The sequence below is a fragment of the Mammaliicoccus sp. P-M58 genome, from assembly GCF_022386165.1.
Lineage (GTDB): Bacteria > Bacillota > Bacilli > Staphylococcales > Staphylococcaceae > Mammaliicoccus > Mammaliicoccus sciuri.
Genome location: NZ_JAJNJI010000007.1, coordinates 71,092 through 94,305 on the forward strand (window position 1 = coordinate 71,092; position 23,214 = coordinate 94,305).

General features: G+C 31.4%; 29 protein-coding genes. 19 read left to right on the plus strand and 10 right to left on the minus strand.

The annotated features are described in order from the left end of the window. The first annotated feature begins 7 nt into the window (after nucleotides 1-7). The 10 genes from hisG to LQ694_RS09370 all read left to right on the plus strand — a co-directional run bounded on the left by hisG (nucleotide 8) and on the right by LQ694_RS09370 (nucleotide 8,048). Nucleotides 8-625, plus strand: coding sequence for an ATP phosphoribosyltransferase (gene hisG, locus LQ694_RS09325; RefSeq protein ID WP_058611138.1), 618 nt, complete (start codon nucleotides 8-10; stop codon nucleotides 623-625). Further along, nucleotides 615-1,871 carry a histidinol dehydrogenase gene (gene hisD, locus LQ694_RS09330; RefSeq protein ID WP_058611139.1) on the plus strand — a complete coding sequence of 419 codons (1,257 nt, stop codon included), beginning with the start codon at nucleotides 615-617 and terminating at the stop codon, nucleotides 1,869-1,871. Before hisG ends, hisD begins: the two co-directional genes overlap by 11 nt. Before the next feature lie 3 nt (nucleotides 1,872-1,874). Further along, nucleotides 1,875-2,885: a pyridoxal phosphate-dependent aminotransferase gene (locus LQ694_RS09335; protein ID WP_196968510.1), complete on the plus strand. Its 1,011-nt coding sequence runs from the start codon at nucleotides 1,875-1,877 to the stop codon at nucleotides 2,883-2,885. Further along, nucleotides 2,857-3,435 carry an imidazoleglycerol-phosphate dehydratase HisB gene (hisB, locus tag LQ694_RS09340; RefSeq protein ID WP_070369186.1) on the plus strand — a complete coding sequence of 193 codons (579 nt, stop codon included), beginning with the start codon at nucleotides 2,857-2,859 and terminating at the stop codon, nucleotides 3,433-3,435. The genes LQ694_RS09335 and hisB overlap by 29 nt, the downstream gene beginning before the upstream one ends. Continuing rightward, the gene (gene hisH, locus LQ694_RS09345; protein WP_048540646.1) at nucleotides 3,435-4,016 is read left to right on the plus strand and encodes an imidazole glycerol phosphate synthase subunit HisH; all 582 of its coding nucleotides are present in this window, start codon (nucleotides 3,435-3,437) and stop codon (nucleotides 4,014-4,016) included. Before hisB ends, hisH begins: the two co-directional genes overlap by 1 nt. Then, nucleotides 4,009-4,713 carry a 1-(5-phosphoribosyl)-5-((5-phosphoribosylamino)methylideneamino)imidazole-4-carboxamide isomerase gene (gene hisA, locus LQ694_RS09350; RefSeq protein ID WP_070369187.1) on the plus strand — a complete coding sequence of 235 codons (705 nt, stop codon included), beginning with the start codon at nucleotides 4,009-4,011 and terminating at the stop codon, nucleotides 4,711-4,713. Before hisH ends, hisA begins: the two co-directional genes overlap by 8 nt. Then, nucleotides 4,710-5,468 carry an imidazole glycerol phosphate synthase subunit HisF gene (gene hisF / locus LQ694_RS09355; protein WP_070369188.1) on the plus strand — a complete coding sequence of 253 codons (759 nt, stop codon included), beginning with the start codon at nucleotides 4,710-4,712 and terminating at the stop codon, nucleotides 5,466-5,468. The genes hisA and hisF overlap by 4 nt, the downstream gene beginning before the upstream one ends. Then, nucleotides 5,465-6,097, plus strand: a complete 633-nt coding sequence (gene hisIE, locus LQ694_RS09360; RefSeq protein WP_096792077.1) for a bifunctional phosphoribosyl-AMP cyclohydrolase/phosphoribosyl-ATP diphosphatase HisIE — start codon at nucleotides 5,465-5,467, stop codon at nucleotides 6,095-6,097. Before hisF ends, hisIE begins: the two co-directional genes overlap by 4 nt. Before the next feature lie 65 nt (nucleotides 6,098-6,162). Further along, complete coding sequence (locus tag LQ694_RS09365; RefSeq protein ID WP_239772002.1) at nucleotides 6,163-7,221, plus strand: nitric oxide synthase oxygenase; 1,059 nt, start codon at nucleotides 6,163-6,165, stop codon at nucleotides 7,219-7,221. A 14-nt stretch (nucleotides 7,222-7,235) separates the two neighbouring features. After that, nucleotides 7,236-8,048: a prephenate dehydratase gene (locus LQ694_RS09370; RefSeq protein WP_096792075.1), complete on the plus strand. Its 813-nt coding sequence runs from the start codon at nucleotides 7,236-7,238 to the stop codon at nucleotides 8,046-8,048. 36 nt (nucleotides 8,049-8,084) lie between these two features. Here the strand turns inward: LQ694_RS09370 and LQ694_RS09375 are convergent, their stop codons facing one another. Together LQ694_RS09375 and LQ694_RS09380 are read right to left on the minus strand one after the other, a co-directional pair. After that, nucleotides 8,085-8,534, minus strand: coding sequence for a DUF1801 domain-containing protein (locus tag LQ694_RS09375; RefSeq protein ID WP_096792074.1), 450 nt, complete (start codon nucleotides 8,532-8,534; stop codon nucleotides 8,085-8,087). Nucleotides 8,535-8,551: 17 nt separating this feature from the next. Beyond that, entirely contained in the window at nucleotides 8,552-9,658 is a 1,107-nt protein-coding gene (locus LQ694_RS09380; protein ID WP_058611149.1) for a glycoside hydrolase family protein, read from the minus strand. An 88-nt stretch (nucleotides 9,659-9,746) separates the two neighbouring features. Here LQ694_RS09380 and LQ694_RS09385 point away from each other — a divergent pair, with 88 nt between their 5' ends. From LQ694_RS09385 to LQ694_RS09395, 3 genes are read left to right on the plus strand one after another with little or no spacing between them, the layout of a single operon-like run. Next, a complete protein-coding gene (locus LQ694_RS09385; protein ID WP_049320417.1) occupies nucleotides 9,747-10,295 on the plus strand; it encodes a cysteine hydrolase family protein in 549 nt (182 codons plus the stop codon). A gap of 59 nt (nucleotides 10,296-10,354) precedes the next feature. After that, nucleotides 10,355-11,281 carry a manganese-dependent inorganic pyrophosphatase gene (locus LQ694_RS09390; RefSeq protein ID WP_231493141.1) on the plus strand — a complete coding sequence of 309 codons (927 nt, stop codon included), beginning with the start codon at nucleotides 10,355-10,357 and terminating at the stop codon, nucleotides 11,279-11,281. A 21-nt stretch (nucleotides 11,282-11,302) separates the two neighbouring features. Beyond that, complete coding sequence (locus LQ694_RS09395) at nucleotides 11,303-11,578, plus strand: GNAT family N-acetyltransferase (protein WP_058611151.1); 276 nt, start codon at nucleotides 11,303-11,305, stop codon at nucleotides 11,576-11,578. 42 nt (nucleotides 11,579-11,620) lie between these two features. Here LQ694_RS09395 and LQ694_RS09400 read toward each other — a convergent pair whose 3' ends face one another. Continuing rightward, nucleotides 11,621-11,923 (minus strand): hypothetical protein, encoded by a 303-nt coding sequence (locus tag LQ694_RS09400; protein ID WP_058611152.1) that lies wholly within the window; start codon nucleotides 11,921-11,923, stop codon nucleotides 11,621-11,623. Next, complete coding sequence (locus tag LQ694_RS09405) at nucleotides 11,916-12,890, minus strand: Gfo/Idh/MocA family protein (RefSeq protein ID WP_096792072.1); 975 nt, start codon at nucleotides 12,888-12,890, stop codon at nucleotides 11,916-11,918. The genes LQ694_RS09400 and LQ694_RS09405 overlap by 8 nt, the downstream gene beginning before the upstream one ends. Before the next feature lie 113 nt (nucleotides 12,891-13,003). Here LQ694_RS09405 and LQ694_RS09410 point away from each other — a divergent pair, with 113 nt between their 5' ends. Beyond that, nucleotides 13,004-14,383 (plus strand): aldehyde dehydrogenase, encoded by a 1,380-nt coding sequence (locus LQ694_RS09410; RefSeq protein ID WP_070373388.1) that lies wholly within the window; start codon nucleotides 13,004-13,006, stop codon nucleotides 14,381-14,383. Between the two features lie 97 nt (nucleotides 14,384-14,480). Here LQ694_RS09410 and LQ694_RS09415 read toward each other — a convergent pair whose 3' ends face one another. From LQ694_RS09415 to pglS, 4 genes are all read right to left on the minus strand, one after another. Then, the gene (locus LQ694_RS09415; RefSeq protein ID WP_048540633.1) at nucleotides 14,481-15,239 is read right to left on the minus strand and encodes an ABC transporter permease; all 759 of its coding nucleotides are present in this window, start codon (nucleotides 15,237-15,239) and stop codon (nucleotides 14,481-14,483) included. Continuing rightward, nucleotides 15,236-15,961, minus strand: coding sequence for an ABC transporter ATP-binding protein (locus LQ694_RS09420; protein ID WP_081046961.1), 726 nt, complete (start codon nucleotides 15,959-15,961; stop codon nucleotides 15,236-15,238). Before LQ694_RS09420 ends, LQ694_RS09415 begins: the two co-directional genes overlap by 4 nt. A gap of 141 nt (nucleotides 15,962-16,102) precedes the next feature. Continuing rightward, nucleotides 16,103-16,879, minus strand: coding sequence for a carbon-nitrogen family hydrolase (locus LQ694_RS09425; protein WP_058611156.1), 777 nt, complete (start codon nucleotides 16,877-16,879; stop codon nucleotides 16,103-16,105). A 16-nt stretch (nucleotides 16,880-16,895) separates the two neighbouring features. After that, complete coding sequence (gene pglS, locus LQ694_RS09430) at nucleotides 16,896-17,930, minus strand: 6-phosphogluconolactonase (protein WP_058611157.1); 1,035 nt, start codon at nucleotides 17,928-17,930, stop codon at nucleotides 16,896-16,898. A gap of 475 nt (nucleotides 17,931-18,405) precedes the next feature. Between pglS and LQ694_RS09435 the strand changes: the two genes are divergently transcribed. Genes LQ694_RS09435 through agrA form a run of 4 tightly spaced genes read left to right on the plus strand, consistent with a single transcriptional unit; the run spans nucleotide 18,406 to nucleotide 21,172 of the window. Beyond that, nucleotides 18,406-18,981, plus strand: a complete 576-nt coding sequence (locus tag LQ694_RS09435) for an accessory gene regulator AgrB (protein WP_218697358.1) — start codon at nucleotides 18,406-18,408, stop codon at nucleotides 18,979-18,981. Beyond that, nucleotides 18,978-19,118, plus strand: a complete 141-nt coding sequence (gene agrD, locus LQ694_RS09440) for a cyclic lactone autoinducer peptide AgrD (protein ID WP_075578463.1) — start codon at nucleotides 18,978-18,980, stop codon at nucleotides 19,116-19,118. Before LQ694_RS09435 ends, agrD begins: the two co-directional genes overlap by 4 nt. A gap of 24 nt (nucleotides 19,119-19,142) precedes the next feature. After that, nucleotides 19,143-20,459: a quorum-sensing sensor histidine kinase AgrC gene (gene agrC / locus LQ694_RS09445; RefSeq protein ID WP_481817154.1), complete on the plus strand. Its 1,317-nt coding sequence runs from the start codon at nucleotides 19,143-19,145 to the stop codon at nucleotides 20,457-20,459. After that, nucleotides 20,456-21,172, plus strand: a complete 717-nt coding sequence (gene agrA / locus LQ694_RS09450; protein WP_048540627.1) for a quorum-sensing response regulator AgrA — start codon at nucleotides 20,456-20,458, stop codon at nucleotides 21,170-21,172. Before agrC ends, agrA begins: the two co-directional genes overlap by 4 nt. A 60-nt stretch (nucleotides 21,173-21,232) precedes the next feature. Here agrA and LQ694_RS09455 read toward each other — a convergent pair whose 3' ends face one another. Beyond that, nucleotides 21,233-21,451, minus strand: coding sequence for a hypothetical protein (locus LQ694_RS09455; protein ID WP_096792070.1), 219 nt, complete (start codon nucleotides 21,449-21,451; stop codon nucleotides 21,233-21,235). A gap of 242 nt (nucleotides 21,452-21,693) precedes the next feature. On the opposite strand from LQ694_RS09455, the gene LQ694_RS09460 reads away from it, so the two are divergent. Further along, nucleotides 21,694-22,629 carry an LPXTG cell wall anchor domain-containing protein gene (locus tag LQ694_RS09460; protein WP_218697357.1) on the plus strand — a complete coding sequence of 312 codons (936 nt, stop codon included), beginning with the start codon at nucleotides 21,694-21,696 and terminating at the stop codon, nucleotides 22,627-22,629. Here the strand turns inward: LQ694_RS09460 and LQ694_RS09465 are convergent. Then, entirely contained in the window at nucleotides 22,619-23,191 is a 573-nt protein-coding gene (locus LQ694_RS09465; RefSeq protein ID WP_058611161.1) for a hypothetical protein, read from the minus strand. The genes LQ694_RS09460 and LQ694_RS09465 overlap by 11 nt on opposite strands. Between the last annotated feature and the right edge of the window lie 23 nt (nucleotides 23,192-23,214).

The following is a 23,214-nucleotide window of genomic DNA, read 5'->3' on the forward strand; positions in this document are numbered from 1 at the left end:
GGTCATTATGTTAACAGTTGCATTAAGTAAGGGACGTTTATTAAAAGATTTCATAAAATTTATTGATGAAAATGGCAACTCAAAATGGGCAGACGCATTAAATAATAGAGAACGTAAACTTCAAATTGAAGTAGCGAACGTTAGATTTATCCTTGTTAAAGGAAATGATGTATCAACATATGTTGAAGAAGGCATTGCTGATATAGGTATTACAGGCAGTGATATTCTTGATGAAAAAGATAAACTCAATGTAAACAACTTAGTTGATTTACCTTTTGGTTATTGTCACTTTGCTGTTGCGAGTAAACCTGAAGTAACAGAATATAAAAAAATCGCGACGACTTATGTTAAAACAACGAAAGCGTACTTTAAAAATAAAGGACAAGATGTCTCAATTATTCCTTTATCAGGTTCTGTTGAATTAGCAGCAGTAGTGAATATGGTTGATGCAATCGTTGATATCGTACAAACGGGTACAACATTAAAATCTAATGGTCTCGTTGAAAAAGAATCCATTGGTGACATCAATGCTAAACTGATTACAAATAAACACGCATTTTTTAGTAAATCAAATATGATTGAATCATTTATAGAAGAAATCGGGGTGTCGATGAATGCTATCTAAAACTGAATTCATAACTAAATTTGAACAAGATAGATTAACAGACGAAAGTAATACTGAAGATGTTAAAAAAATTATCCAAGATGTTAAAGAACATCAAGACCAAGCTTTATTTCGTTATAACAAGAAATTTGACAATGTTGATTTAGAGCAACTTGAAGTCCCACAATATGATATAAAAAACAGCATCAACCTTATATCAGACACTTTAAGATCAGCACTCGAAACAAGTTTTGAACAAATTAAAAATTTCCAACAAAAAATTAAACATGAAAATGTAACAACTGGTCAAACTTACCAACTTTATCATCCTATTGATAAAGTCGGCATCTATGTACCAGGTGGAAAAGCAAGTTACCCATCAACGGTTCTGATGACAGCTACCCTTGCTAAAGTAGCCAATGTTCAAGAGATCATTGTAGTTACCCCACCTCAAAAAGATGGTATCGATCCAGCTATACTTGCTGCATGCCATATTACGGGTGTAGATCGTGTATTCCAAGTTGGCGGTGCTCAAAGTATCGCTGCATTAGCTTTCGGTACTGAAACGATTCCGAAAGTAGATAAAATTGTTGGACCCGGTAACCAATTTGTTTCACTAAGTAAGCAGTTATTATACGGTGTAGTTGGTATCGACCAAATAGCTGGACCAAGTGAAATTGCACTTATTGCCGATGAAAATTCAAATGTAGATTACATCATACAAGATATATTAGCGCAAGCAGAGCATGATGAACAAGCTAGAACATTTCTAGTATCAACAGATTCTTCTTTCTTAACAAAAGTTCAACAGAAACTACAACAAGCGATAGATCAAGCACCAAGAAAACAAATTATCGAACAAAGTATCAAAAATTATCATTATCCAATTTTAACGCGTGATATTCATGAAACAATAGAAGTCATTAATTATATTGCACCTGAACATTTATCTATTCAAACGACCGATCCAAGTAAATATATTGGTAAAATTAAATACGTCGGTGCAATGTTCTTGGGTCAATACTCACCTGAAGCAATTGGTGATTATGCTGCTGGACCAAGTCATGTATTACCGACTGATAAAACAGCAAGATTCTCGAATGGTTTAACAGTCAATGATTTCTTAACAAGTCATTCTGTCATTCATTTAGATGAACACACTTATCAAAGTATTGCACCTAGTGCTATAGCTTTGGCTGAACAAGAAGGTTTATATCAACATAAACAATCTTTAGAAGTGAGATTAACAAACAACGAGGAGTCGTGAAACATGATTAGAATAAACAAGAATGAAAGTCCTATTCCTGCATTAGATGATGCAACTTTAAAAAATATTATCGCCAATTCAAATTTTAATTTTTATCCTGATGAAGAATATGATGCCTTTATTAAGTCTTATGCAGACTATTATCAATTATCACCTAACCAAGTTTCAGCAGCGAATGGTTCAGATGAGTGGATTCAAAAATGCATGATTGCATTGCCAGATGGACCAGTCTTAACGCTGAATCCAGATTTCTTCATGTATACAGCATATGCACATCAAATTAACCGCCCTATTCATTATGTAGATGCTGAAGATGACTATACATTCTCGTTAGATAAAATTAAGCAATCAATCCAAAAATTAAAGCCAGCATTTTTCATTATGAGCGTGCCTCATAATCCATCAGGCATTCAATATCCTAAAGCATTTTTAGAAGAAATCGCGAATGAAATGCAGGCAATTGGTGGTTATTTTATTATTGATGAAGCTTATTTAGATTTTGGAGATGCATATGATATAAAATTACAAGACCATATCATTCAAATGCGTACGTTAAGTAAGGCATTTGCAATAGCTGGTTTAAGAGTCGGCATCGTCATTTCTACTGAAAAGACTATTCAAACTTTAAATCGTATCGCACATCCATATCCACTAAACACATTAACTTTAAATATTGCGACTGAAATTTTCAGTAACAAAGAACTTGTACATTCATTATTAACGCAACAAAGACAATTGAGTACTCAGTTAAAAAATATTTTCGAACAACATGTGAGCGACATTATCCATGTTATACCTTCAAAAACAAATTTCGTTTTAACTTATGGAGATTTAGCAGAATCTTTAGGTCAATACATTTATGAACATGGCTATTTACCAAGATTTTATGATGAACCAAACATGCAACAAACTGTTAGATACTCTATTGCTACAGAATCTGAATTAAATGAACTTGAAAAAATCGTTAAAGAATGGAGACAAGAATATGACTTATCAAAAAGAAAGATCAACTAAAGAAACAGATATCAAAATTCAACTACGATTAGATGGAGAAGATTCACACATTAATACTGGTGTTGGTTTCTTAGACCATATGTTGACGTTGTTTAGTTTTCATAGTGGTATTGCATTAAATATAGAAGTTGATGGAGATATACATGTAGATGATCATCATACAGTTGAAGATATTGGCATTGTAATAGGTCAATTACTTCTTGAAGTCGTTAAAGATAAAAAATCATTTACAAGATATGGTTCATTCTATATACCGATGGATGAAACTTTAGCACGTGTTGTAACGGATATTAGTGGCAGACCATATTTATCATTTAATGCGACATTTTCTCGTGAAAAAGTTGGCACATTTGATACAGAACTTGTAGAGGAATTCTTTAGAGCACTTGTGATTAATGCAAGATTAACAACACATATTGATTTAATTAGAGGTGGCAATACGCACCATGAAATCGAAGCGATTTTCAAAGCATTTGCTAGAAGTCTAAAAATCGCATTAACACAAGATGATTATGCTGGTATCCCTTCTTCTAAGGGTGTGATTGAATAATGATTGCAATCATTGATTACGGACTTGGCAATATTAAAAATATTGAACGTGCCCTCTTACATTTAGGATATGATGCCAAATTAACTTCAGATGAAGAAACTATAAAAAATAGTACACATGTTATTCTTCCAGGTGTCGGACACTTCAAAGATGCTATGACACAATTAACATCAAGTGGTCTAGACAAAGTGATTAAAGATATTAAAGATACGCATAAAATCATTGGCATTTGTTTAGGTATGCAAGTGCTATTTGAATACAGCGCAGAAGGTTCAACAAAAGGATTAAATTTATTGCAAGGGAACGTTATACCTATAGAGAGTCCCTACCCTGTTCCACATTTAGGATGGAACAATTTACAAAGTGAACATCCTCTACTTGATGGTGATGTTTACTTTATACATTCTTATCATGTCTCTACTGATTTACCTATAGTTGCTACAGCAGATTATGGACAACCAATCACTGCAATCGTGCAACAAAAAAATATTATCGGTATACAATTCCACCCAGAAAAAAGCGGTGATTACGGACTCAAAATACTAGACCAAGCATTGAAAGAAGGTTTTTTAAATGATTGAAATTTGGCCAGCAATAGATTTAATAGACTCCACAAGCGTGAGATTAACTGAAGGTAAATATGATTCTAAAGAATCTATGCCTAGAACTGCAGAAGAAGCAATAGCTTTCTATTCAAAATTTAAACAAGTTTCTAGAATTCATGTTATCGATTTAATCGGCGCTAAAAATCAACAACCAACAGAAGCAGATTACATAGAACAACTCGTCAGCTTAACCCATTTACCAATTGAAGTTGGTGGTGGTATTCGAAGTGTTGAAACGATTGAATCATATTTAAATAAAGGTGTTGAGTACATTATCGTCGGCACTAAAGGTATACAAGACTTAGACTGGTTAAAAGAAATGACGCATACATTTCCAAATAAAATATATTTATCTGTCGATGCGTATGTTGAAAAAATCAAATTAAACGGTTGGCTTGATGATGCCGGAATAAACCTATTTGATTTCATTGAAAAAATTAACACATTCCCTCTCGGCGGAATTATCTATACAGATATTTCAAAAGACGGTAAATTATCTGGGCCAAACTTTGAATTAACAGGCAAATTAGTCCAATCAACATCTATTCCTGTTATTGCTTCAGGTGGTATAAGAAATAAAGATGACATTGAGCAACTGGATGCATTAAATGTGCACGCTGCTATTGTTGGAAAAGCAGCAAATACGGATGCATTTTGGGAGGGTATTGAATGATCAAAAAAAGAATCATCCCATGCTTAGATGTTAAAGATGGACGTGTCGTTAAAGGCATAAAATTTAAAGGTTTGAGAGATATTGGACATCCAGTTGAATTAGCTGAATATTATAATCAAGAAGCGGCAGATGAACTTGTGTTCTTAGATATTTCTAAGACAGAAAATGGACATCAAATGATGTTAGATATCATATCAGAAACAGCTTCAAAATTATTCATTCCACTTACAATTGGTGGTGGTATTAGTACACTTGAAGATATTTCGGTATTACTTAATCATGGTGCTGATAAAATTTCTTTAAACTCAAGTGCTTTGCGTAACCCAGAATTTATTCATGAAGCGAGTGATAAGTTCGGAAAACAATGTATCTGTATCGCAGTTGATGCTAAATGGGAAGAAGAACATCAAGATTGGTACTGTTATACACATGGTGGTAAACAGCGTACAGAAAAACGTGTGTTAGATTGGGTTCAAGAAGTTGAAAATCTCGGCGCTGGTGAATTATTAATTACAAGTATGGATTATGATGGCGTTAAACAAGGATTTGATCATCGTTTATTAACTGAAATTAATCAACTGGTGACTTTACCTGTAATAGCATCAGGTGGTGGCGGTAATAGCCAGCATTTTGTTGATTTATTTAAACAAACTGATGTATCTGCAGGTCTCGCTGCAAGTATTTTTCACGATAAAGAAACAACAATACAAGCAGTCAAAACACATTTATCTAATGAAGGAGTGAATGTACGATGAGTGAATTTGTACCTGATTTTTCTAAAGGTCTTGTACCAGCAATTTTACAACATTACCAAACTGGACAAGTATTAATGTTAGGTTATATGAATGAAGAAGCTTATAACTTAACCATTCAAGATAAAGTCTGTTGGTTTTATTCAAGAAGTAAAGATCGTCTATGGAAAAAAGGCGAATCATCCAATCATATCCAGCATGTTATTGATATACAATTAGATTGTGACCAAGATACAATTTTACTACAAGTCAAACCTGATGGCCCTACTTGCCATACTGGATCTGTTAGTTGCTTTAATACTGAAGAACCTTACACGCTCGAATCATTAGAAACGACTATTCAAGAAAGTGTTGATTCTAATAATCCTAAATCATATACAAATTATTTACTTAATAAAGGTATAGATAAAATTTCTAAAAAATATGGAGAAGAATCATTTGAAGTTGTTATCGCAGCTATGAAAGATGATAAATTAGAATTCACAAATGAAGTGGCTGATGTACTTTATCATTTGTTTGTATTGCTTCATGATAGAGGCGTTAAATTTGAAAATGTCATATCAGTATTGAAAGAACGTCATAAAAAGTCAGGTAATTTTAAAGGTGAACGACAAGATATCAATAATTGGTAAATTGTCATAATTCATATATTGTCAAAAAATAGCAGTCGCTTATACTAGTACATAGAGGTGTATTTATGTTACGAGATAAAGCGACTGCTTTTATTAATGATATGTATAAAGAATTAGAAATATCAGAATTACAAATGAATAAAAGAATACAAGAAATAGAACATGAAATTTCTCAAACTGGTACTTATACTCACACAACTGATGAATTAGAATATGGTGCGAAAGTAGCTTGGAGAAATTCAAATAGATATATTGGTAGACTTTTTTGGGATAAATTGACGGTAAGAGATTTAAGACATATTCAAGATGAACAAGCATTTATTACTTCAATTGAAAGTCACATTAAAGGCGCTACAAATGATGGAAAAATCAAACCCATGATCAGCATATATAACAACCAAATAGAAATTATGAATGAACAGTTGATTAGATATGCAGGATACGAAGATAAGGGCGACCCTAAATCTATTGAAATGACGAAATTAGCACACCATCTAAATTGGCAAAGTCAACATACTGATTTTGATGTGCTTCCATTAATGTATCGAATTAATCAACAAAGCCTAAAAATTCATCAATACCCACAAGAACTCATTAAAGAAATTAACATTAACCATAAACAGTATCCTAAGTTAGCATCACTACAACTAAAATGGTATGCAGTACCTATCATTTCAAATATGGATTTAGAAATCGGTGGTATATATTATCATACTGCCCCATTCAACGGGTGGTACATGGAAACTGAAATAGGCGTTAGAAATTTTACTGACGAATATCGCTATAATAAATTAAAAGACATTGCAGAAGCATTTGATTTTGATACAACGACAACATCAAGTTACTGGAGAGATAGAGCTTTAGTAGAATTTAATTATGCTATTTATCATTCGTATAAAGAAGCTGGTGTTGCAATTGTTGATCATTATAATGCCTCTAAACAATTTAAGAAATTTGAAGAGAATGAATGTAAAGCTAATAGAAAAGTGACCGGAAAATGGAGTTGGCTTGCACCTCCTCTTTCACCTTCACTTGTACATAATTATCATAAAGGCTATGATAATGAGATGAGAAGTCCAAACTTTTTATATAGACAAAATCAACAAGGTTGTCCAATGCATTAGAAAGGAAGTCATTTATGAAGTTATATTATTTAGGACCATTAGGTACATTTTCACATATGGCAGCACTTAAATATAAGCTAGATGAAATCACTGAATATATTCCTAAGTCAAATTTATACGAAGTGGTTAAAGCAATTGAAGCTGACCCAGAAAACATCGCAATAGCCCCAATTGAAAATTCTATCGAAGGTACAATCAACATCATTGCCGATTCATTAACTGAACAGAAAATCCACGTTATAGACGAATTACATCTAGATATATCATTTTCTCTTTATGTTCAAAAAGGCGCAAAATTAGAAGATATTAAAGAAGTTGTTTCTATTGCCCCAGCAATCAATCAAACATCTAAATTTATTAAAAATCATAACTTTGCATACAGATATTCTGACAGTACCGTTCAAAGTTTAGATGAAATAGATGCACATACTGGCGCAATTGCACCAATTGGTTTAGAAAAATCTAATGTCGATGTTGAAGCATTATATGAACACATTGAAGACTATCCACATAATACAACAAGATTTTTGATTTTATCAGCGCAAGAAAAACATGTTGAAAAAGCAACAGATAGTATTTTGTTAATTACACCTGACCAAGATAAACCAGGACTATTAGCTAGTATATTAAACACATTTGCTTTATTTAATATTAACTTATCATGGATTGAATCTCGACCACTCAAGACACAACTCGGTATGTATCATTTCTTTGTTCAAGCAGATTGTAGCGCTGAAGATGTAGAAATGAAGAAAGTAATCACAATTCTAAAAACATTAGACTTTAATGTAAAAGTTCTAGGTAATTTTGATAAACGAATTACATAAATTAACGCCTCTGGGAATTATAATCCCAGAAGCGTTTTATTTTTGATTTCTATGTCCTGATTCATATTTTTGTATCCATTCATCTACAGTGACTTTTTCACTCAACTCGCCTATTAAAGTAAAGGGTATGTTTTTATTGTTTGTAAATCTAATACAACTTTTCCCCATATTTAATTTAGTTGGTACTTGTTCTCTGTATCTATTCTCAAACCATTCTTTCAATTCATTCATCCCATATAACCCCATATGATATAAGGCAATATGATTTTTTTGAACACCAAGACTAATGAATGGAAGTGGTTCATCTGCTCTATTTAAATAACCTTTTGGATATTTATCTAAAGGTACTACAAATGTCGGCATACCGTATTGCATGACTAGTTCATAGCCAGGTGGTAAATGCGTTTTGATTGTATTTAGCAAATGAATATATGTTTCTTTTTTCTTTTCATCAATTTGTTCAATATAACGGTCTATGCTATTCATCATATCCTCCATTTTAATTATATATGAGTAAGGTTCTCAACTTGATCTTGTTTGATATTGCTTAAATTACGGTTGTTGTATAAATAAATATCTGTCGTCTTAATGAATTTAATATTATTTGAAGATTCTCCTTCAAAATGATTATTATAAATATAAATATCTTTATTCATAACGTCTTCATAACTTTTAATTAAAATACTTGGTTTACTTTTAATATCTTTAAATGTATTATCACCTATCAATATAGTTGACCCTGCTTGTCCGCCTCTATTTAATTTATGGATATCTAATGAATATTTACCTGTTGGTACAGCTAAATATCGAATACCACCCTCACAATTTATAAATTGATTGTGTGTAACGGATGAATCTTTCGCTTTTAATAAAGTAACTGCGAAATCCCCTAATCCTTCAAAAGTATTATGTTGAATATTTATATTCTCATAAAACACATCATACATACTTGCATGAGATCCAACTGCTCTATTCCAAGGTAACATGTTTGGATCACCTGAATTTCCGAAATAACAGTTTTCAATCAGTGCATTTTTAGTTATCGTACCATCTGTTGCACCAAATTTAGGAAATGCTCCTTCAGTTTGAATATCTATTTGAACTGCTTCACTAAATAATCTCGTTCCACTATCGTCACGGAAACCAAGAAACTTACATTCATTTACATAAAATCCGTCTAAGCCACATGCATCAATCGCATGCCCACCTACAACATTCTTAAATGTCACATTATGTATTTGAATATTGCGTGCATGACCAATAGACATGATTGTGTTATTTGTATTATTTGTATGTCCATACGCATCAAATGTCCCACCGATAATATTGATATTACCATGACCGTCGTAGCCATAGTATTTTTTCAATCTATGTCCGTTTTTCAGCATAGCTGTAGGCGATTTTCTGATTAATACAGCTTCATCATGTAAAATAAGCGTTGTATGTTCATATATCACTAATTCATAAATAATATGATAAACACCTTTAGGTATATAAACTGTTACTGGCCCTTTCTTAGCTTGTAATAAAGCTAATTGAATACCAATTGTATCCGTTAATCCACAACCACCTTTAGCACCATAACGATTTACATTAACAATATGCTTCATACTTCATAACCACCTTAATATAGCGTATACTTGCATGTATATTTATATTACACTGAAAACATTTTATAAACAATTAGGGGGAATATAATTGAAGAAAGCACTCATTATCGTTGATTATTCAAATGATTTCGTTGCGTCAGATGGTAAGTTAACATGCGGAGAACCTGGTCAAGAAATTGAACAAAATATTCACCATAAAATCGAAACATACAACTCGAATGAAGATTTAATTTTTTATTTAATGGACTATCACCATGAGAATGATCCATATCATCCTGAAACAAAATTATTTCCACCTCATAATATCGTAGGTACAGAAGGTAGAAATTTATATAACTCATTAAAGCCTCAATACGATTCAATTAAACATTCTAATCACGTATTTTGGATAGATAAGACAAGATATAGTGCATTTTTCGGTACAAATCTTGATAGTTTATTAAGAGAACGACATATTGATACTGTTGAAATTGTCGGCGTTTGTACAGATATTTGTGTGTTACATACTGCTGTCGATGCGTACAATTTAAATTATCATATTATTATTCCGAAGAATTGTGTCGCTTCTTTTAATCAAGCTGGACACGATTGGGCGCTTACACATTTTGAAAATAGTATAGGCGCAGTTGTAGAATAGACAAGATGTTCATGTTAAAATAAAGTGACAGAATATTCAAAGCAAAAGGAGAATTTACATTGGTAAACACATTTATATTTGGACATAAGAATCCTGACACAGATACAATTGCTTCAGCATTAGTAATGGAAGATTTACAAAAAGAACTTGGAAATGACGTTCAAGCTGCAAGACTTGGAGACGTTTCTGATGAAACACAATTTGCGTTGGATTATTTCAAAGTTCAAGCACCTGCATTATTAGAAACACCTTTAAAAGACAAAAACGTTATTTTAGTCGATCACAATGAATTCCAACAAAGTGCAGATGATATTACAGATGCTACAATTACAATGGTTGTTGATCACCACCGTATCAGTAATTTTGAAACAGCAGCACCATTATATTACAGAGCTGAACCAGTTGGTTGTACGACTACAATCCTTAAAAAAATGTATGAAGAAAATGGTGTTGAAATTAAACCTGAAATTGCTGGTCTTATGATTTCAGCTATTATCTCTGATACATTACTATTTAAATCACCAACATGCACAGAACAAGATAAACAAGCTTGTGAAGCATTAGCTAAAATTGCCAATGTTGATTTAAATGAATATGGTTTAGAAATGTTAAAAGCAGGAGCTTCAGTAAAAGGTAAATCACCTAAATTCCTTTTAAATATGGATGCTAAATCATTCAACATGGGTGATAAAGTCGTACGTATTGCACAAGTTAATACTGTTGATGTAAATGAAGTTCTTGAAATTCAAGAAGACGTTGAAAATGAAATAAACGCAATTATTGCTAAAGAACAATATGACTTATTTGTATTTGTTATTACAGATATCTTAAACAGTGACTCAACTGCTATTGCTTTAGGTAAAGAACAACAAGTCGTAACAAAAGCATTCAACACGGAATTAAATGGAAATGTCGCTGTATTACCTGGCGTTGTTTCTCGTAAAAAACAAGTCGTTCCACCTATTGATGAATTATTAGGTAAATAATTTATAAGGAGTGTGCTTTAAATGGAAATCAAACAAGGTACAAACAAATTTTATGTAGGCAATTCTGAGAATGATTTTGAAGCGGAAATCACGTATCAAAACTTAGATGGCAAGACACTTGTAGTCGATCATACATTTGTAGATCCTTCATTACGAGGACAAGGTATTGCTAGAAAATTAGTTGATGTTGTTATTGAAAAAGCAAGATCTGAAGAGAAAGTAATTGATCCAGTTTGTCCGTATGTTAAAGATGTTATGACTAAAGATGAAAGCACACATGATGTATTAAAGAAATAATTAAAAAATCCTGAAGAAATGATATCATTTCTTCAGGATTTTTTATATTTCTGTACTTTCTAATAACCGTTTAAGCAATGATTTATATTGAGGCTTTGCTTTTTCTTCTGTGCACGTATTCATAGCTGGATATTTTAAATCTTGAGCATCTTTATATGTTACTTCATCAATATAATTTGATGCTTTTTCGTAGTCATAACAACTCGGAAATGCATACTTATGATTAAAGTGATCAACGACCACTCTTGATGTCGAAGATGGATTTTGTTTAAATGGTACAAATGCCACGACTAGCAGTAAAACGATAATGATTACAGCCGTAATGATGAAGTACTTTTTAGACATTAAATTGAACTCCAATTTGCTGTCTAATTTCATCTAATACTTTAATCGTTTCTAATGATCTTTGATGTGTATTAATAGATGACTCGACTTTATGATTCTGTACACAATTAATAAATTCAATTATTTCATCTTTCATCGTTAACGGTGAATCATTATTATATTCTTTCTGTAATACCCCTTCTCTATTAAATACTTTAATATTTGAAGGAGCACTTATTTTATCAATTAATACATAACCATTTTCCCCTACTATTTCTGAAGGGCTGGGGCGGTCACATATTTTTGAATAACTAATCGTTGCTTGGAAAGTATGATAATCCAATATTGCATTACCTTGTCCATCTGCTCCAGTATCTAATTTAAAACCATTTGCTTTAATACTTTGTGGCATACCAAACAAATGTATCATCGGAGCTACTGCATAAACACCTAAGTCCATTAAAGCGCCGTTCCCTAACTCAGGTTTAAAAGCATTTTCTATGATACCTTTTTTATAGTTATCATATCTTGAAGAATATTGGTGATAATGAAAATCAGCATATCTAATTTCTCCAATATCAATAAGATCATTTGTAAATTCTACAAATGGCAGTAATAATGTTGATTTCATCGCTTCCATTACAGTGACATTATATTCATAAGCAAGTTTAGATAATGCTTCAAATTGTTCTTGAACAATTGTCGCTGGCTTTTCGATTAAGACGTGTTTTTTATTTTTAATCGCTATTTCTGCTTGTTCAAAATGAAACGCATTTGGTGATGCTATATATACCGCTTCAAAATTAGGTGATTGACAAAATAACTCTAAATCTGTGAACGTTTCAGTAAGTTGATGCTTCTCCTTATAATAGTCTGCTCTTTCTTCAGTTCGTGAATAGACAGCATAAGGTTCAAACGATTCAACTTCTAAACCATTCTCTATAAATTTATCACTTATCCAGTTGGTACCTATAAATCCAAATCTCATATTATTTCACCTTTTCGTTATTTTTTTAAAATAAAAATTTCATAAATAAACACTTCGCTTTTAATTATAACTATTGTTAAAATATAAACAATAGAAGTATAAAGGAGACATCCATATTGACTATCGCGACTCAATTCGAAAACTTACAATCACTTTTTGATAGTGATGTAACAAAAGATATTAAATTCAGAAAAAAACAGTTAAGAGCACTAAGAAAATCTATTAAAACAAATGAAAGTGCCTTAATTTCAGCATTGCAACAAGATTTAGGCAAAAATTCTGTTGAATCTTATGCTACTGAAATTGGTTACATTTACAAAAGTATCTCTTTCATGCTAAAAGAAGTCAAGAGTTTAGCAAGTAAAAGAAACGTGAATACACCTGTATTTTTATTTCCAGGTAAAAGTTATACAATTAACGAACCATATGGCACAGTCTTAATCATCGGTCCGTTCAATTATCCGTTTCAACTTGTTATAGAACCTTTAATTGGTGCTATTGCTGCTGGAAATTGTGCTATTATCAAACCTTCAGAACTTACACCAAATGTTAGTGTTGTAATAGAAAAAATTATACAAGAAGCATTTAATCCTTCATATGTATCTTGTATAACTGGCGACCAAACTGTAACTGAAGAACTGTTAACTTACCCATTCGACTTTATATTCTTTACTGGCTCTACTAAAGTTGGACAAATTGTGTACGAACAAGCTAGTAAACAACTTATTCCGGTAGCACTTGAATTAGGTGGAAAGAGTCCAGCAATTGTTGATAAGACTGCAAATATTAAAGTAGCAGCAGAAAGAATAGCATTTGGTAAATTTATTAATGCCGGTCAAACATGTGTCGCGCCAGATTATATCATCATCGACGCATCGATTAAACAACAATTCATTAAAGCGATTCAAACAACTATTCGAGAGTTTTATACATCAACAGCACAAAATAGTGAAGATTATGGCCGTATCGTAAATGATCGTCATACAGATCGATTAGTGAATTTACTTAATCAAACTAATGGAGATATTGTCTACGGAGGTAGCTCGGACAGAGATAACCGATATGTAGAACCGACTATTGTCGATAATGTTAAATTTGATGATATTCTAATGGAAGACGAAATCTTTGGTCCAATATTACCTATTATGACGTATGAAGCATTCGGTGACGCCATTCAATTTATAAAGAATAAACCAAAGCCACTATCACTATATTTATTTAGTGAAGACGAAAATCATACTGATGAAGTCGTAAGAAGAATATCATTCGGTGGCGGTTGTATCAATGATACACTTTTACATTTAGGTAACCATAACTTACCATTTGGTGGTGTCGGTCATTCAGGAATTGGTAAATATCATGGCAAAGCTTCATTTGAACTCTTTAGCAATGAAAAGAGCATCATGTTTAAAACAACCAAACTAGAAACTGGCGTCCTTTTCCCACCTTATAAAGGAAAAGCTAAATACGTTAGAGCCATGTTTAAAAAGTAATACAGAAGTGTTACTGAGGGCCACACAATTAAATTTAAGCATATAAAATAAGCATATGGTATAGACATTCATTTATGTCTTAACCACATGCTTATTTTTATTTATACTGACTTTCAATGAGTTGCTGCTTTTTATTAAATAAAGTTGGATATGACAAGAAGCCTAATATCACACTCGTCATTGTAGCACTTGTTAATAACATAAATACGATTAATATTTGAAAGAGTACCGCTTCAATTGGATCTGCCCCACCAATGATTTGACCACTCATCATACCTGGTAATTGCACAAGGCCAATTGTCTTTTGTTGTTCTATAGTTGGTATAACACTAGACTGTATAGAAGTGATCAGTTGCTTATGTATTGCTTGTTTAGGTGTACCTCCCAAACATAGAACAAGCTCTATCACATTTTCATTTTGTTTAACTTCTGACATAAATCTATTTAAGAACAAGATACTTAAAACCATCGCATTACCAACAATCATGCCACTTATTGGTATGATGTATTGTGCTGTTGGTGGCGTAATTTTAAACCCTAATAAGATACCTTGTGTAATGACTTCTATTGCTACAAAAGCCAGTAATAATTTCCATGTGATGCCTGGTATTTCCAAACCTTTTTTTCGCGCATTTTGTGTTGCCGCACCTATTATAAGCATGACCATTAAAATGATAAAAATATGGCTTTCTTGATCAAATATAAATTGTAAAATATACCCTACTATTAACAGTTGAACAAATGATCGAATAGCTGCAATTAAAGTATCTTTCTCTAATCCTAAATTAAAACTTTTCGAAATTACTATTGGAATAATAATAAAAACAAACATTAACACGATTGATGTTATACTCATATTAATTTTTCTCCTATAAAGCTTCTGACGTTTGGTTGTTCTGAATTTTTAACATTTTCAACTGTATCAGCTAGTTCAACTTCTCCATTTATCATAACCCATATGTAATCGCTCATTCTAAAAGCTTGATTAATATCATGTGTAATCCATATCATCGTAACTTCGTGTTCTTTAATAATTTTTTGTAATAGCTGTTCAATTGCACGCTTTGAGTTTCTATCTAATGCCGAAGTCACTTCATCTAGCAATATCACTTTAGGTTTATTAACTAGTGATCGTGCAAGTGATAACTTTTGTTTTTCTCCACCTGATAATTCTTTACTATTTTTATTCAAAAAAGTTTCTGGTAAATCGACTATCTTCAAATAATATTTAGCTTCTTCATCTGTCATTTTTTTATTTTGAAGTATTAATGGTAGTTCTAAATTATCTTTTACTGTTCCTTTAATCATCGTTGCTTCTTGAGAAACTAACTGTACTTTTCTTCTAAGTTCCATTGGATTATAAGTTTGAATAGATTGTTGATCAATTAATATTTCGCCACTTGTACTAGACTTCAACAAATTAATTAAAGAGAGCAGTGTTGATTTCCCTGCACCTGATGGGCCGATTATAGAAGTGAGTTTACCTTTATAAATGTCACCTGTAACACCTTTTAAAATACGAGACTGGTCTATTTCATACTCTACTTTTTTAAATTGGACTGCTACATTACTTTCCAAATAAATCATCTCCATGCCTTTACGATTTTCTGTCTTATAATTGATTTTATACTTTTTCTAAAAATGTTCAATAAGACAATTCTAAGAAAAAAATTAGAGACTGGAATATCATATAATATCCCAGTCTCTAACTACATCTACCTAATATAAATCTGTTCTTAAACTATTGAAAATAGGAATGGCTTCACGAATTTTTTCTTGCGATTCAAAGTCTATATCAACGATTAATGTATCTTCTTCATAGTATAAACTATCGATTAGTGTTCCATCTGGAGCATATGCTAAACTGTGCCCACCAAATTCATTATCATCACAAGCCCCCACACTATTACAAGCAACCATATAAACTTGGTTCTCAATTGCTCTAGCACGTAATAATACTTTCCAATGATCAATTCTTGATTTCGGCCATTGTGCCGGAACAAAAATTACTTTTGCATCTTCTAAGGCTAATGAACGCGTTAATTCTGGGAATCTTAAATCATAACAAATAATCGTTCCCATCTCTATTTCATCTAACTCATATACAGTTGATTTCTTACTTCCTGAAGTTAAGAAATGATGCTCATTAAACATTGGCACGAGATGTGCTTTATCGTAAGTATTAATGCACTTACCTTCATTATTGACGACAATTGTTCGATTATAAATTTCATTTCCCTTTTTATATGCAATTGAACCAGCCACAATATGTTTATGGATTTCTTTTGCTTTTCGCTCTAAGAAAGGTAAAATTCTTTGACCGTCTTCATCAGCAAGTTCGGTTAACTCATTTAATCGATAAGAAGTGTTCCACATTTCAGGTAACACTGCTATGTCAATTTCATCATCCAATTCATCTAACCATTGATTAATTTTTTCAATATTTTTTTCAGGCTCTCCAGGTATTACATGCATCTGATATAGTGCTATTTTCAACGTTCATCACCTACCATTATATAAATTGAACACAAACGCCTTCTGCAGCTTTTTGTTCGTTCTCTATTTCTGTCAGCTTACCAGTTTCTTTATTTCGACTAAATAATACTAAATTATATGAATGTTCATGTGCAACAACTATAAACGAATCACTTGGTGTAATATTTAAATCTCTTGGCCATGTTCCACCACTCGTTACAATTTCAACTAATTCAACATTTGCACCATCACCTAATATTTTATAAACAGCTATACTATTATGTCCTCTATTAGAAACATAAATAAACTGTCCATCATGACTTAATCTAACAGCAGCAACTTGTGAGTTTAAATCAAAGTCTTCTGGAATCGTTAATAGTGCTGGACTGATTGTTGCAAACACACCATTTTTATATGACAACACTTGAATCGTATTGCTAAGTTCATTCACTAAGTATGCGTAAACGCCACTTGGATGGAACGCAATATGTCTTGGACCACTTCCAGCTTGAACTTCTAATGTTTCATATAATTCCAATCCTTCATCAGAGAATTTAAATGTTCTAATCACATCTGCACCTAAATCAACTGTAACGATATAATCTAAATCTGGTGTCTGTTCTGCAAAGTGTATATGGCTACCCTCTTGTCTTGCTTCATTAGGTCCATGACCTTCACCTTTATACACATCTATTAACTCAATAATTTCACCATTTTCATCGTTTAATTTATAAAGTCTTACATAACCACTTCCATAAACAGCTTCAAATAAATATTGACCGTCTTCAGAAACTGAAATATAACAGCCTGTTCCTTCTTGAGAAGCTAAGCAATCATTTATATATGTTAAGCTACCATCATCATTAATATTAAAACTTGCAACACCACAATCATCGCCATCCCTTTTAATAGCGTATAAAAATTGACCATGTTGTGTTAAATATGTAGATGCTTCAACTTCATAACCAACTTCAACCTTCTCGATTGTTTGATCATTCTCATCAACATCAAAACGATAAATCCCTTTTCCTTCTTTCTTCGTATAACTTCCAATATAACCTTTCGTTTTCATAAAATTAAATTCCTCCCTAATTTGTTCTTTAATATCATTCTACATGAAAACGCTCAATAACTATAATAAAAACGCATACCAAATGGTACACGTTAAAATATTTATTATATGAATAACCACGTATCAAACACAGCAGATATTTAAGTAAACAACCCATTAAAAAGTTCCACTAACCAATTAAAAATACTACAAATAGCATTGACGATATCGCCTGCCATAAAGGATCCTCCTTTATATTTAAACTTTTTAATTTATCATAAAAAATTAAATATTCACTAAATATATTATAGTATTTCAATAATAGAATTTTATATTTTCCCTAAGTCGTCAATTTAAGTTCTTAACTGCATTAAAATTATGTTAAAATACAAATATATTATAAATTCAAACAGTTAGGCATTGAAATAATACAGTTAGGCAAAAGAAGTAAAATGTAAATCAATTTGTTCTATAATCATAATGAAGGAGGGGCGCTATGTATCAACCTGTCCAAACACAAATAGATAAAATTGCTACAAGTCTTCAAAATTCAAATAATCTAGATCATGTTAGTTATTTAAAGGTAAAGTATGGACTAGAAGTATTTGTAGGGAATATGATGAAGACCATAGTTATATACGGCGCTGCCCTTCTATGCCATATATTTTTATACACACTTATTGTACATCTTAGTTATTTTGCCATTCGATATTTCGCGTTTGGCGCGCACGCTAAGTCCACATTTCTATGTACGATACAAAGCCTAATCATGTTTGTCGTTGCACCACTCATAATCTTAAATACCAACATACCCTACTGGCCATTCTTAGCCATAGCGTTAGTCGGTTATCTTATCATTATAAAGTACGCACCAATGCAAACAAAGAAACACCCAATATTAGGCAAATGGAAAAAAGGACTTAAACTAAGATCAATCCTAGCAGCAACAATTTTGATAGTATTAACTTTATTCCTTAAAGAACCCTATCAACAATTGATATGTTTAGGATTAATCTTTGAAGCAGTATCACTATTACCTATATTTTACAAAGAGGAGGAAACATTATCATGAATTTATTATCTAGCCTATTTTCAAAATCAGTATCAAATATCCTTTCAGCAATCGGTGAAAAAGCGGTAATTAGAGGTTGTACAGCATTTTTAGATGAAACAGAAGTACCAGCAGAATTATTAAAAGAAAAACAATAAGTTATTATTAAGGAAGTGTAATATATGGACTCGCTTTCTAGTATAGAATCTTTACCTTTTAGATTACTACAAGTAGTATTGTTCACAATTTTACTTTCTATAACACAAAATTATCGATACAACAAAAGGGATTATGGAGTCTTATTAATAGGCTTCATAATCCCTTCACTTACTTTTTATTATATATTTGGAGTAGGTGCTATTACATATGTTTGCTTATTTTATTTTGTGTTTTTCTATAGAAAATTTAAGTTGTTTGGTGTAATTAATACATTACTTGTCATTATTATATCTGTAGTTTCAGATTATTTATCCATTTTATTTACAAAATATATTATTGATAGTATAGATACATTTTTACTCTTTCTATTAATATATACAGTCATTCATTCAACAATATCTATTACATTAGCATTATTAATAAGACAATTAATGAATAGACTTAAATTAAGCTATTTATATAACAACCGTATCTATCTACTATTGTTAGCAGCATTTTTAGGTCTTTCTTTTACGGTGTTCTATGTCTACATGCCAAAGTCTTACAATACTGAGAAAGAGTTTGAATTCCAAACTTTATTTTATGTGATCTATGTATGTGTTGCTGCTATTTTTATTATTTTAATTTCTTTCACAGTTATTAGAGAGATGGCTTTGCAACGTACGAAGAAAGAAATCAATCAGTATTATAAGTATACTTTGCAGATTGAGCAGATTAATAATGAGATGCGTAAGTTTCGTCATGATTATGTAAATATTTTAGCGACTTTATCTGAATATATTAGAGAAGATGATATGGATGGTTTGAGAACATACTTTGACCAAAATATTGCACATCTTCATGATGATATGAAATTAAATGCGATAAAAATTAATGGTCTTCAAAATTTACATGTTAGAGAAATTAAGGGATTATTAACAACGAAAATTATTCAATCTCAGGAACAGAATATCAATATTAGTGTTGAGATTACTGAACAGATTGATCATATAAATATGAACATTGTTGAATTAAGTAGATGTATCGGCATCATTATGGATAATGCAATTGAGGCTTCTGAGTTTGTTGATAATCCAACGATTCAAATTGCATTTATTAAAAATGAGAAATCAATTTTACTTGTATTCATGAATAAATGTTCAAAAGATACGCCTAAGGTACATAAACTATTTGAAAATCATTATTCTACTAAAGGTCGTAAGCGTGGTATTGGGTTAACTACGTTGAAAGAAATCACTGAGAAGACAGACCATGTTTTCTTAGATACTTTTATTAATAATCAATACTTTATTCAAAAGCTTGAAATTTTAAATGATAGCAATGAGGAAGTGATTCAATGAAAATCATCATTTGTGAAGATGACCCTAAACAATTAGAGCGCATGCAGACGATTATCAATAATTATATTATGATTGAAGAAAAAGAAATGTCTATTGAACTTGCAACACGTGATCCATATGAATTATTGGATCACGTTAAATCTTCAAATGATATAGGTTGTTACTTTTTAGATATTCAATTAGACGCTGATATTAATGGTATTACATTGGCAAGTGAGATACGTAAGTATGACCCTATTGGTAATATTGTTTTTGTCACAAGTCACAGTGAACTGACTTATTTAACATTTGTTTATAAAGTTGCTGCGATGGATTTTATTTTTAAAGATGATCCAGATCAACTGAAGACAAGAGTGTTAGATTGTTTAGACACTGCATACATAAGATTAGGTATGCTTTCAAAAAATACAAACGTTGAAAAGATAGAATTAACGAGAGGTAGCAATTCTGTATATGTTCAATATGATGACGTTATGTTCTTTGAGTCATCATCAAAATCACATCGACTAATTGCTCATCTAGACAATAGACAAATTGAGTTTTATGGCAGTTTAAAAGATTTATCTAATTTAGATGACCGCTTCTTCAGATGTCATAACAGTTATGTGATTAATCGCAATAACGTTGATACCATTAACACGAAAGATCGTGCAGTATATTTTAGTAATGGTGAGCATTGCTATGCATCTGTACGAAATATTAAAAAAATATAAATAAAACAGCGTACATGATTTATTTCAAATGTACGCTGTTTTTTATTAATGATTTTATTGTTATTCATGGTTAATAGCATTTCTAAATGATTCAATATCTTCTATATAATATTTCACTTCGCCGCATTGTAAACATACTGCTGCTTTCGGTATTGCAATCGCTTTGTTTAAAATATCTTCATTCTCTTCTTCTTTTATTATTCTAACATCAACTAGAGTGCCTGGAACATTCGTACGAAGATCATCTACCATTTCTTGATTACAACTTGCACATTTCATATAAGACATCCCCTTTTAGATTATGCTCGTTCTGATTATATTTTACTCTTTTATTTTATCACTTGCAAAAAGATTCAAGCGTTCATTCTCAAAAATTTCGAATGACATATATATAGGTAGATTTTAGTTGTGTTAAAAATTCTATACAAAAAGCATAAAATAATAGTGGAATATCTCTTGAGTTTATGGCATAATGATATCAGATGATCATCTAATTATTTAAGAGATGAAAGGAGGTCAATATGAAACCTTTCCCAATCTTTTTATTTAGTATTGTATGTATGGTCGCTACATCATTCAATACGTCACGAACTGCACACGCTAATAATGATATGACACCTATTGGCTTTCAATTTTATGCTTCTGATAATACCCCGATATCAAATGAAACTTTCCAATTACAGTTAGATCAAGAAGTTAAATCACTAACAACTAAATCTGACGGTTTAGCATTTATAGAAATTCCTAATAAGAATATTAAACCTCATTACACTTTAACCACTTCAAATAATCAAACTTTTACTGTTGAACCTAACAAGTTATATAGATTGACTTCTTCTAACAATAACCAACGCAATATAACAAATACAAATAGTCAAAGCATTTCAATTAACGTACTTTCAAAGACCTATCACCCTTTAAATAATGTGGAAGTTAAACTCATTGCAGATAACCAAGAACTTTCTGGCATAACAGATCAGAATGGTAATACTACAATCAATATACCCACTACATTTCTTAAGTCTACTAAATTTAATGTGAAGATTAACGGCATTGATAGCCACTCAACGATTTCACTAGGAGAGGATAAATATTATACATTTAATTCTGACGACAAGACTACTTCAACTTTTGAACAAAATACAAATCAACCTACTCAAATAAATCAAGGACAACAAAGTCAAAGTCAAATTATAGATAATCCGAATTCTAATCATACTCCAAGTCAAAATCAGACATACCAAATCTCAGTCATTAAAGACTCTTTAATTCCAAACCCTAATAAACTTACTAACGATCACACTAATAAAGAAAAAAAGACCAAATCAGAAACATCAAAGCTTCCTGAAACTGGTCAAATTTCAAAACATTACTTAAATTATTTAATAAGTGCATTACTCATATGTATTGCATCAATTCTATTTTTTATATTCAAAAAGAAGCGGTCTAAACAATAGCATTGTATTTTGAAATGATTTTACCGTCTTCAATTATAATTGGTTTACCGAGATGGTTAATACTATTAATATGTTCGAAGTACTTTTCACCTACGATTTGAAACATCAATTGGGACAACAACGCATTTGAACAATATGTTCGATTAGCATCCCAACTTTCAAATCTATATAATCTTTTTAACAAATTGCAGAAGCCTATATGAGATCCTAATATTATCCATGCATCTGGTTCGTACTTCATAAATTTATCCACATACTTTTTAGAAGAACCAACATGATTCTTCCAAATGACGATATTAACATATACTTCAGATTTTTTTCGTTCGTACCACATATACTCTATGATAGTTTTTAAATGAAATGCTGTATTAATCATCTCTTTTTCATTACTCGTTCCAATTGTAATCGATTTTAAAAATGGTTGGTCATATTCAATGCTTTCAAGTATGGCATATAATTCATCTTTGCTCGGTACTTTAAGATTATGAGATAAAGCTTTTAATTGATGACACTTGTCATTTTCTAGTCTTGGGGATATTAAAACATTACGCTCATATCGCAAATATAAACCCTCCTAATTTTTAA

Bases quoted from the DNA above. Each gene is read 5' to 3' on its own strand.
- LQ694_RS09395 (WP_058611151.1), top strand. From the start codon at position 11,303: ATGGAAATCAAACAAGGTACAAACAAATTTTATGTAGGCAATTCTGAG.
- pglS (WP_058611157.1), bottom strand. From the start codon at position 17,930: ATGAAAACGAAAGGTTATATTGGAAGTTATACGAAGAAAGAAGGAAAA.
- LQ694_RS09375 (WP_096792074.1), bottom strand. From the start codon at position 8,534: ATGAATAGCATAGACCGTTATATTGAACAAATTGATGAAAAGAAAAAA.
- LQ694_RS09335 (WP_196968510.1), top strand. From the start codon at position 1,875: ATGATTAGAATAAACAAGAATGAAAGTCCTATTCCTGCATTAGATGAT.
- hisB (WP_070369186.1), top strand. From the start codon at position 2,857: ATGACTTATCAAAAAGAAAGATCAACTAAAGAAACAGATATCAAAATT.
- LQ694_RS09460 (WP_218697357.1), top strand. From the start codon at position 21,694: ATGAAACCTTTCCCAATCTTTTTATTTAGTATTGTATGTATGGTCGCT.
- LQ694_RS09400 (WP_058611152.1), bottom strand. From the start codon at position 11,923: ATGTCTAAAAAGTACTTCATCATTACGGCTGTAATCATTATCGTTTTA.
- hisH (WP_048540646.1), top strand. From the start codon at position 3,435: ATGATTGCAATCATTGATTACGGACTTGGCAATATTAAAAATATTGAA.
- LQ694_RS09405 (WP_096792072.1), bottom strand. From the start codon at position 12,890: ATGAGATTTGGATTTATAGGTACCAACTGGATAAGTGATAAATTTATA.
- LQ694_RS09370 (WP_096792075.1), top strand. From the start codon at position 7,236: ATGAAGTTATATTATTTAGGACCATTAGGTACATTTTCACATATGGCA.
- agrC (WP_481817154.1), top strand. From the start codon at position 19,143: ATGGACTCGCTTTCTAGTATAGAATCTTTACCTTTTAGATTACTACAA.
- LQ694_RS09435 (WP_218697358.1), top strand. From the start codon at position 18,406: ATGTATCAACCTGTCCAAACACAAATAGATAAAATTGCTACAAGTCTT.
- hisD (WP_058611139.1), top strand. From the start codon at position 615: ATGCTATCTAAAACTGAATTCATAACTAAATTTGAACAAGATAGATTA.
- LQ694_RS09365 (WP_239772002.1), top strand. From the start codon at position 6,163: ATGTTACGAGATAAAGCGACTGCTTTTATTAATGATATGTATAAAGAA.
- agrD (WP_075578463.1), top strand. From the start codon at position 18,978: ATGAATTTATTATCTAGCCTATTTTCAAAATCAGTATCAAATATCCTT.
- hisIE (WP_096792077.1), top strand. From the start codon at position 5,465: ATGAGTGAATTTGTACCTGATTTTTCTAAAGGTCTTGTACCAGCAATT.
- LQ694_RS09415 (WP_048540633.1), bottom strand. From the start codon at position 15,239: ATGAGTATAACATCAATCGTGTTAATGTTTGTTTTTATTATTATTCCA.
- hisG (WP_058611138.1), top strand. From the start codon at position 8: ATGTTAACAGTTGCATTAAGTAAGGGACGTTTATTAAAAGATTTCATA.
- hisA (WP_070369187.1), top strand. From the start codon at position 4,009: ATGATTGAAATTTGGCCAGCAATAGATTTAATAGACTCCACAAGCGTG.
- agrA (WP_048540627.1), top strand. From the start codon at position 20,456: ATGAAAATCATCATTTGTGAAGATGACCCTAAACAATTAGAGCGCATG.
- LQ694_RS09380 (WP_058611149.1), bottom strand. From the start codon at position 9,658: ATGAAGCATATTGTTAATGTAAATCGTTATGGTGCTAAAGGTGGTTGT.
- hisF (WP_070369188.1), top strand. From the start codon at position 4,710: ATGATCAAAAAAAGAATCATCCCATGCTTAGATGTTAAAGATGGACGT.
- LQ694_RS09455 (WP_096792070.1), bottom strand. From the start codon at position 21,451: ATGAAATGTGCAAGTTGTAATCAAGAAATGGTAGATGATCTTCGTACG.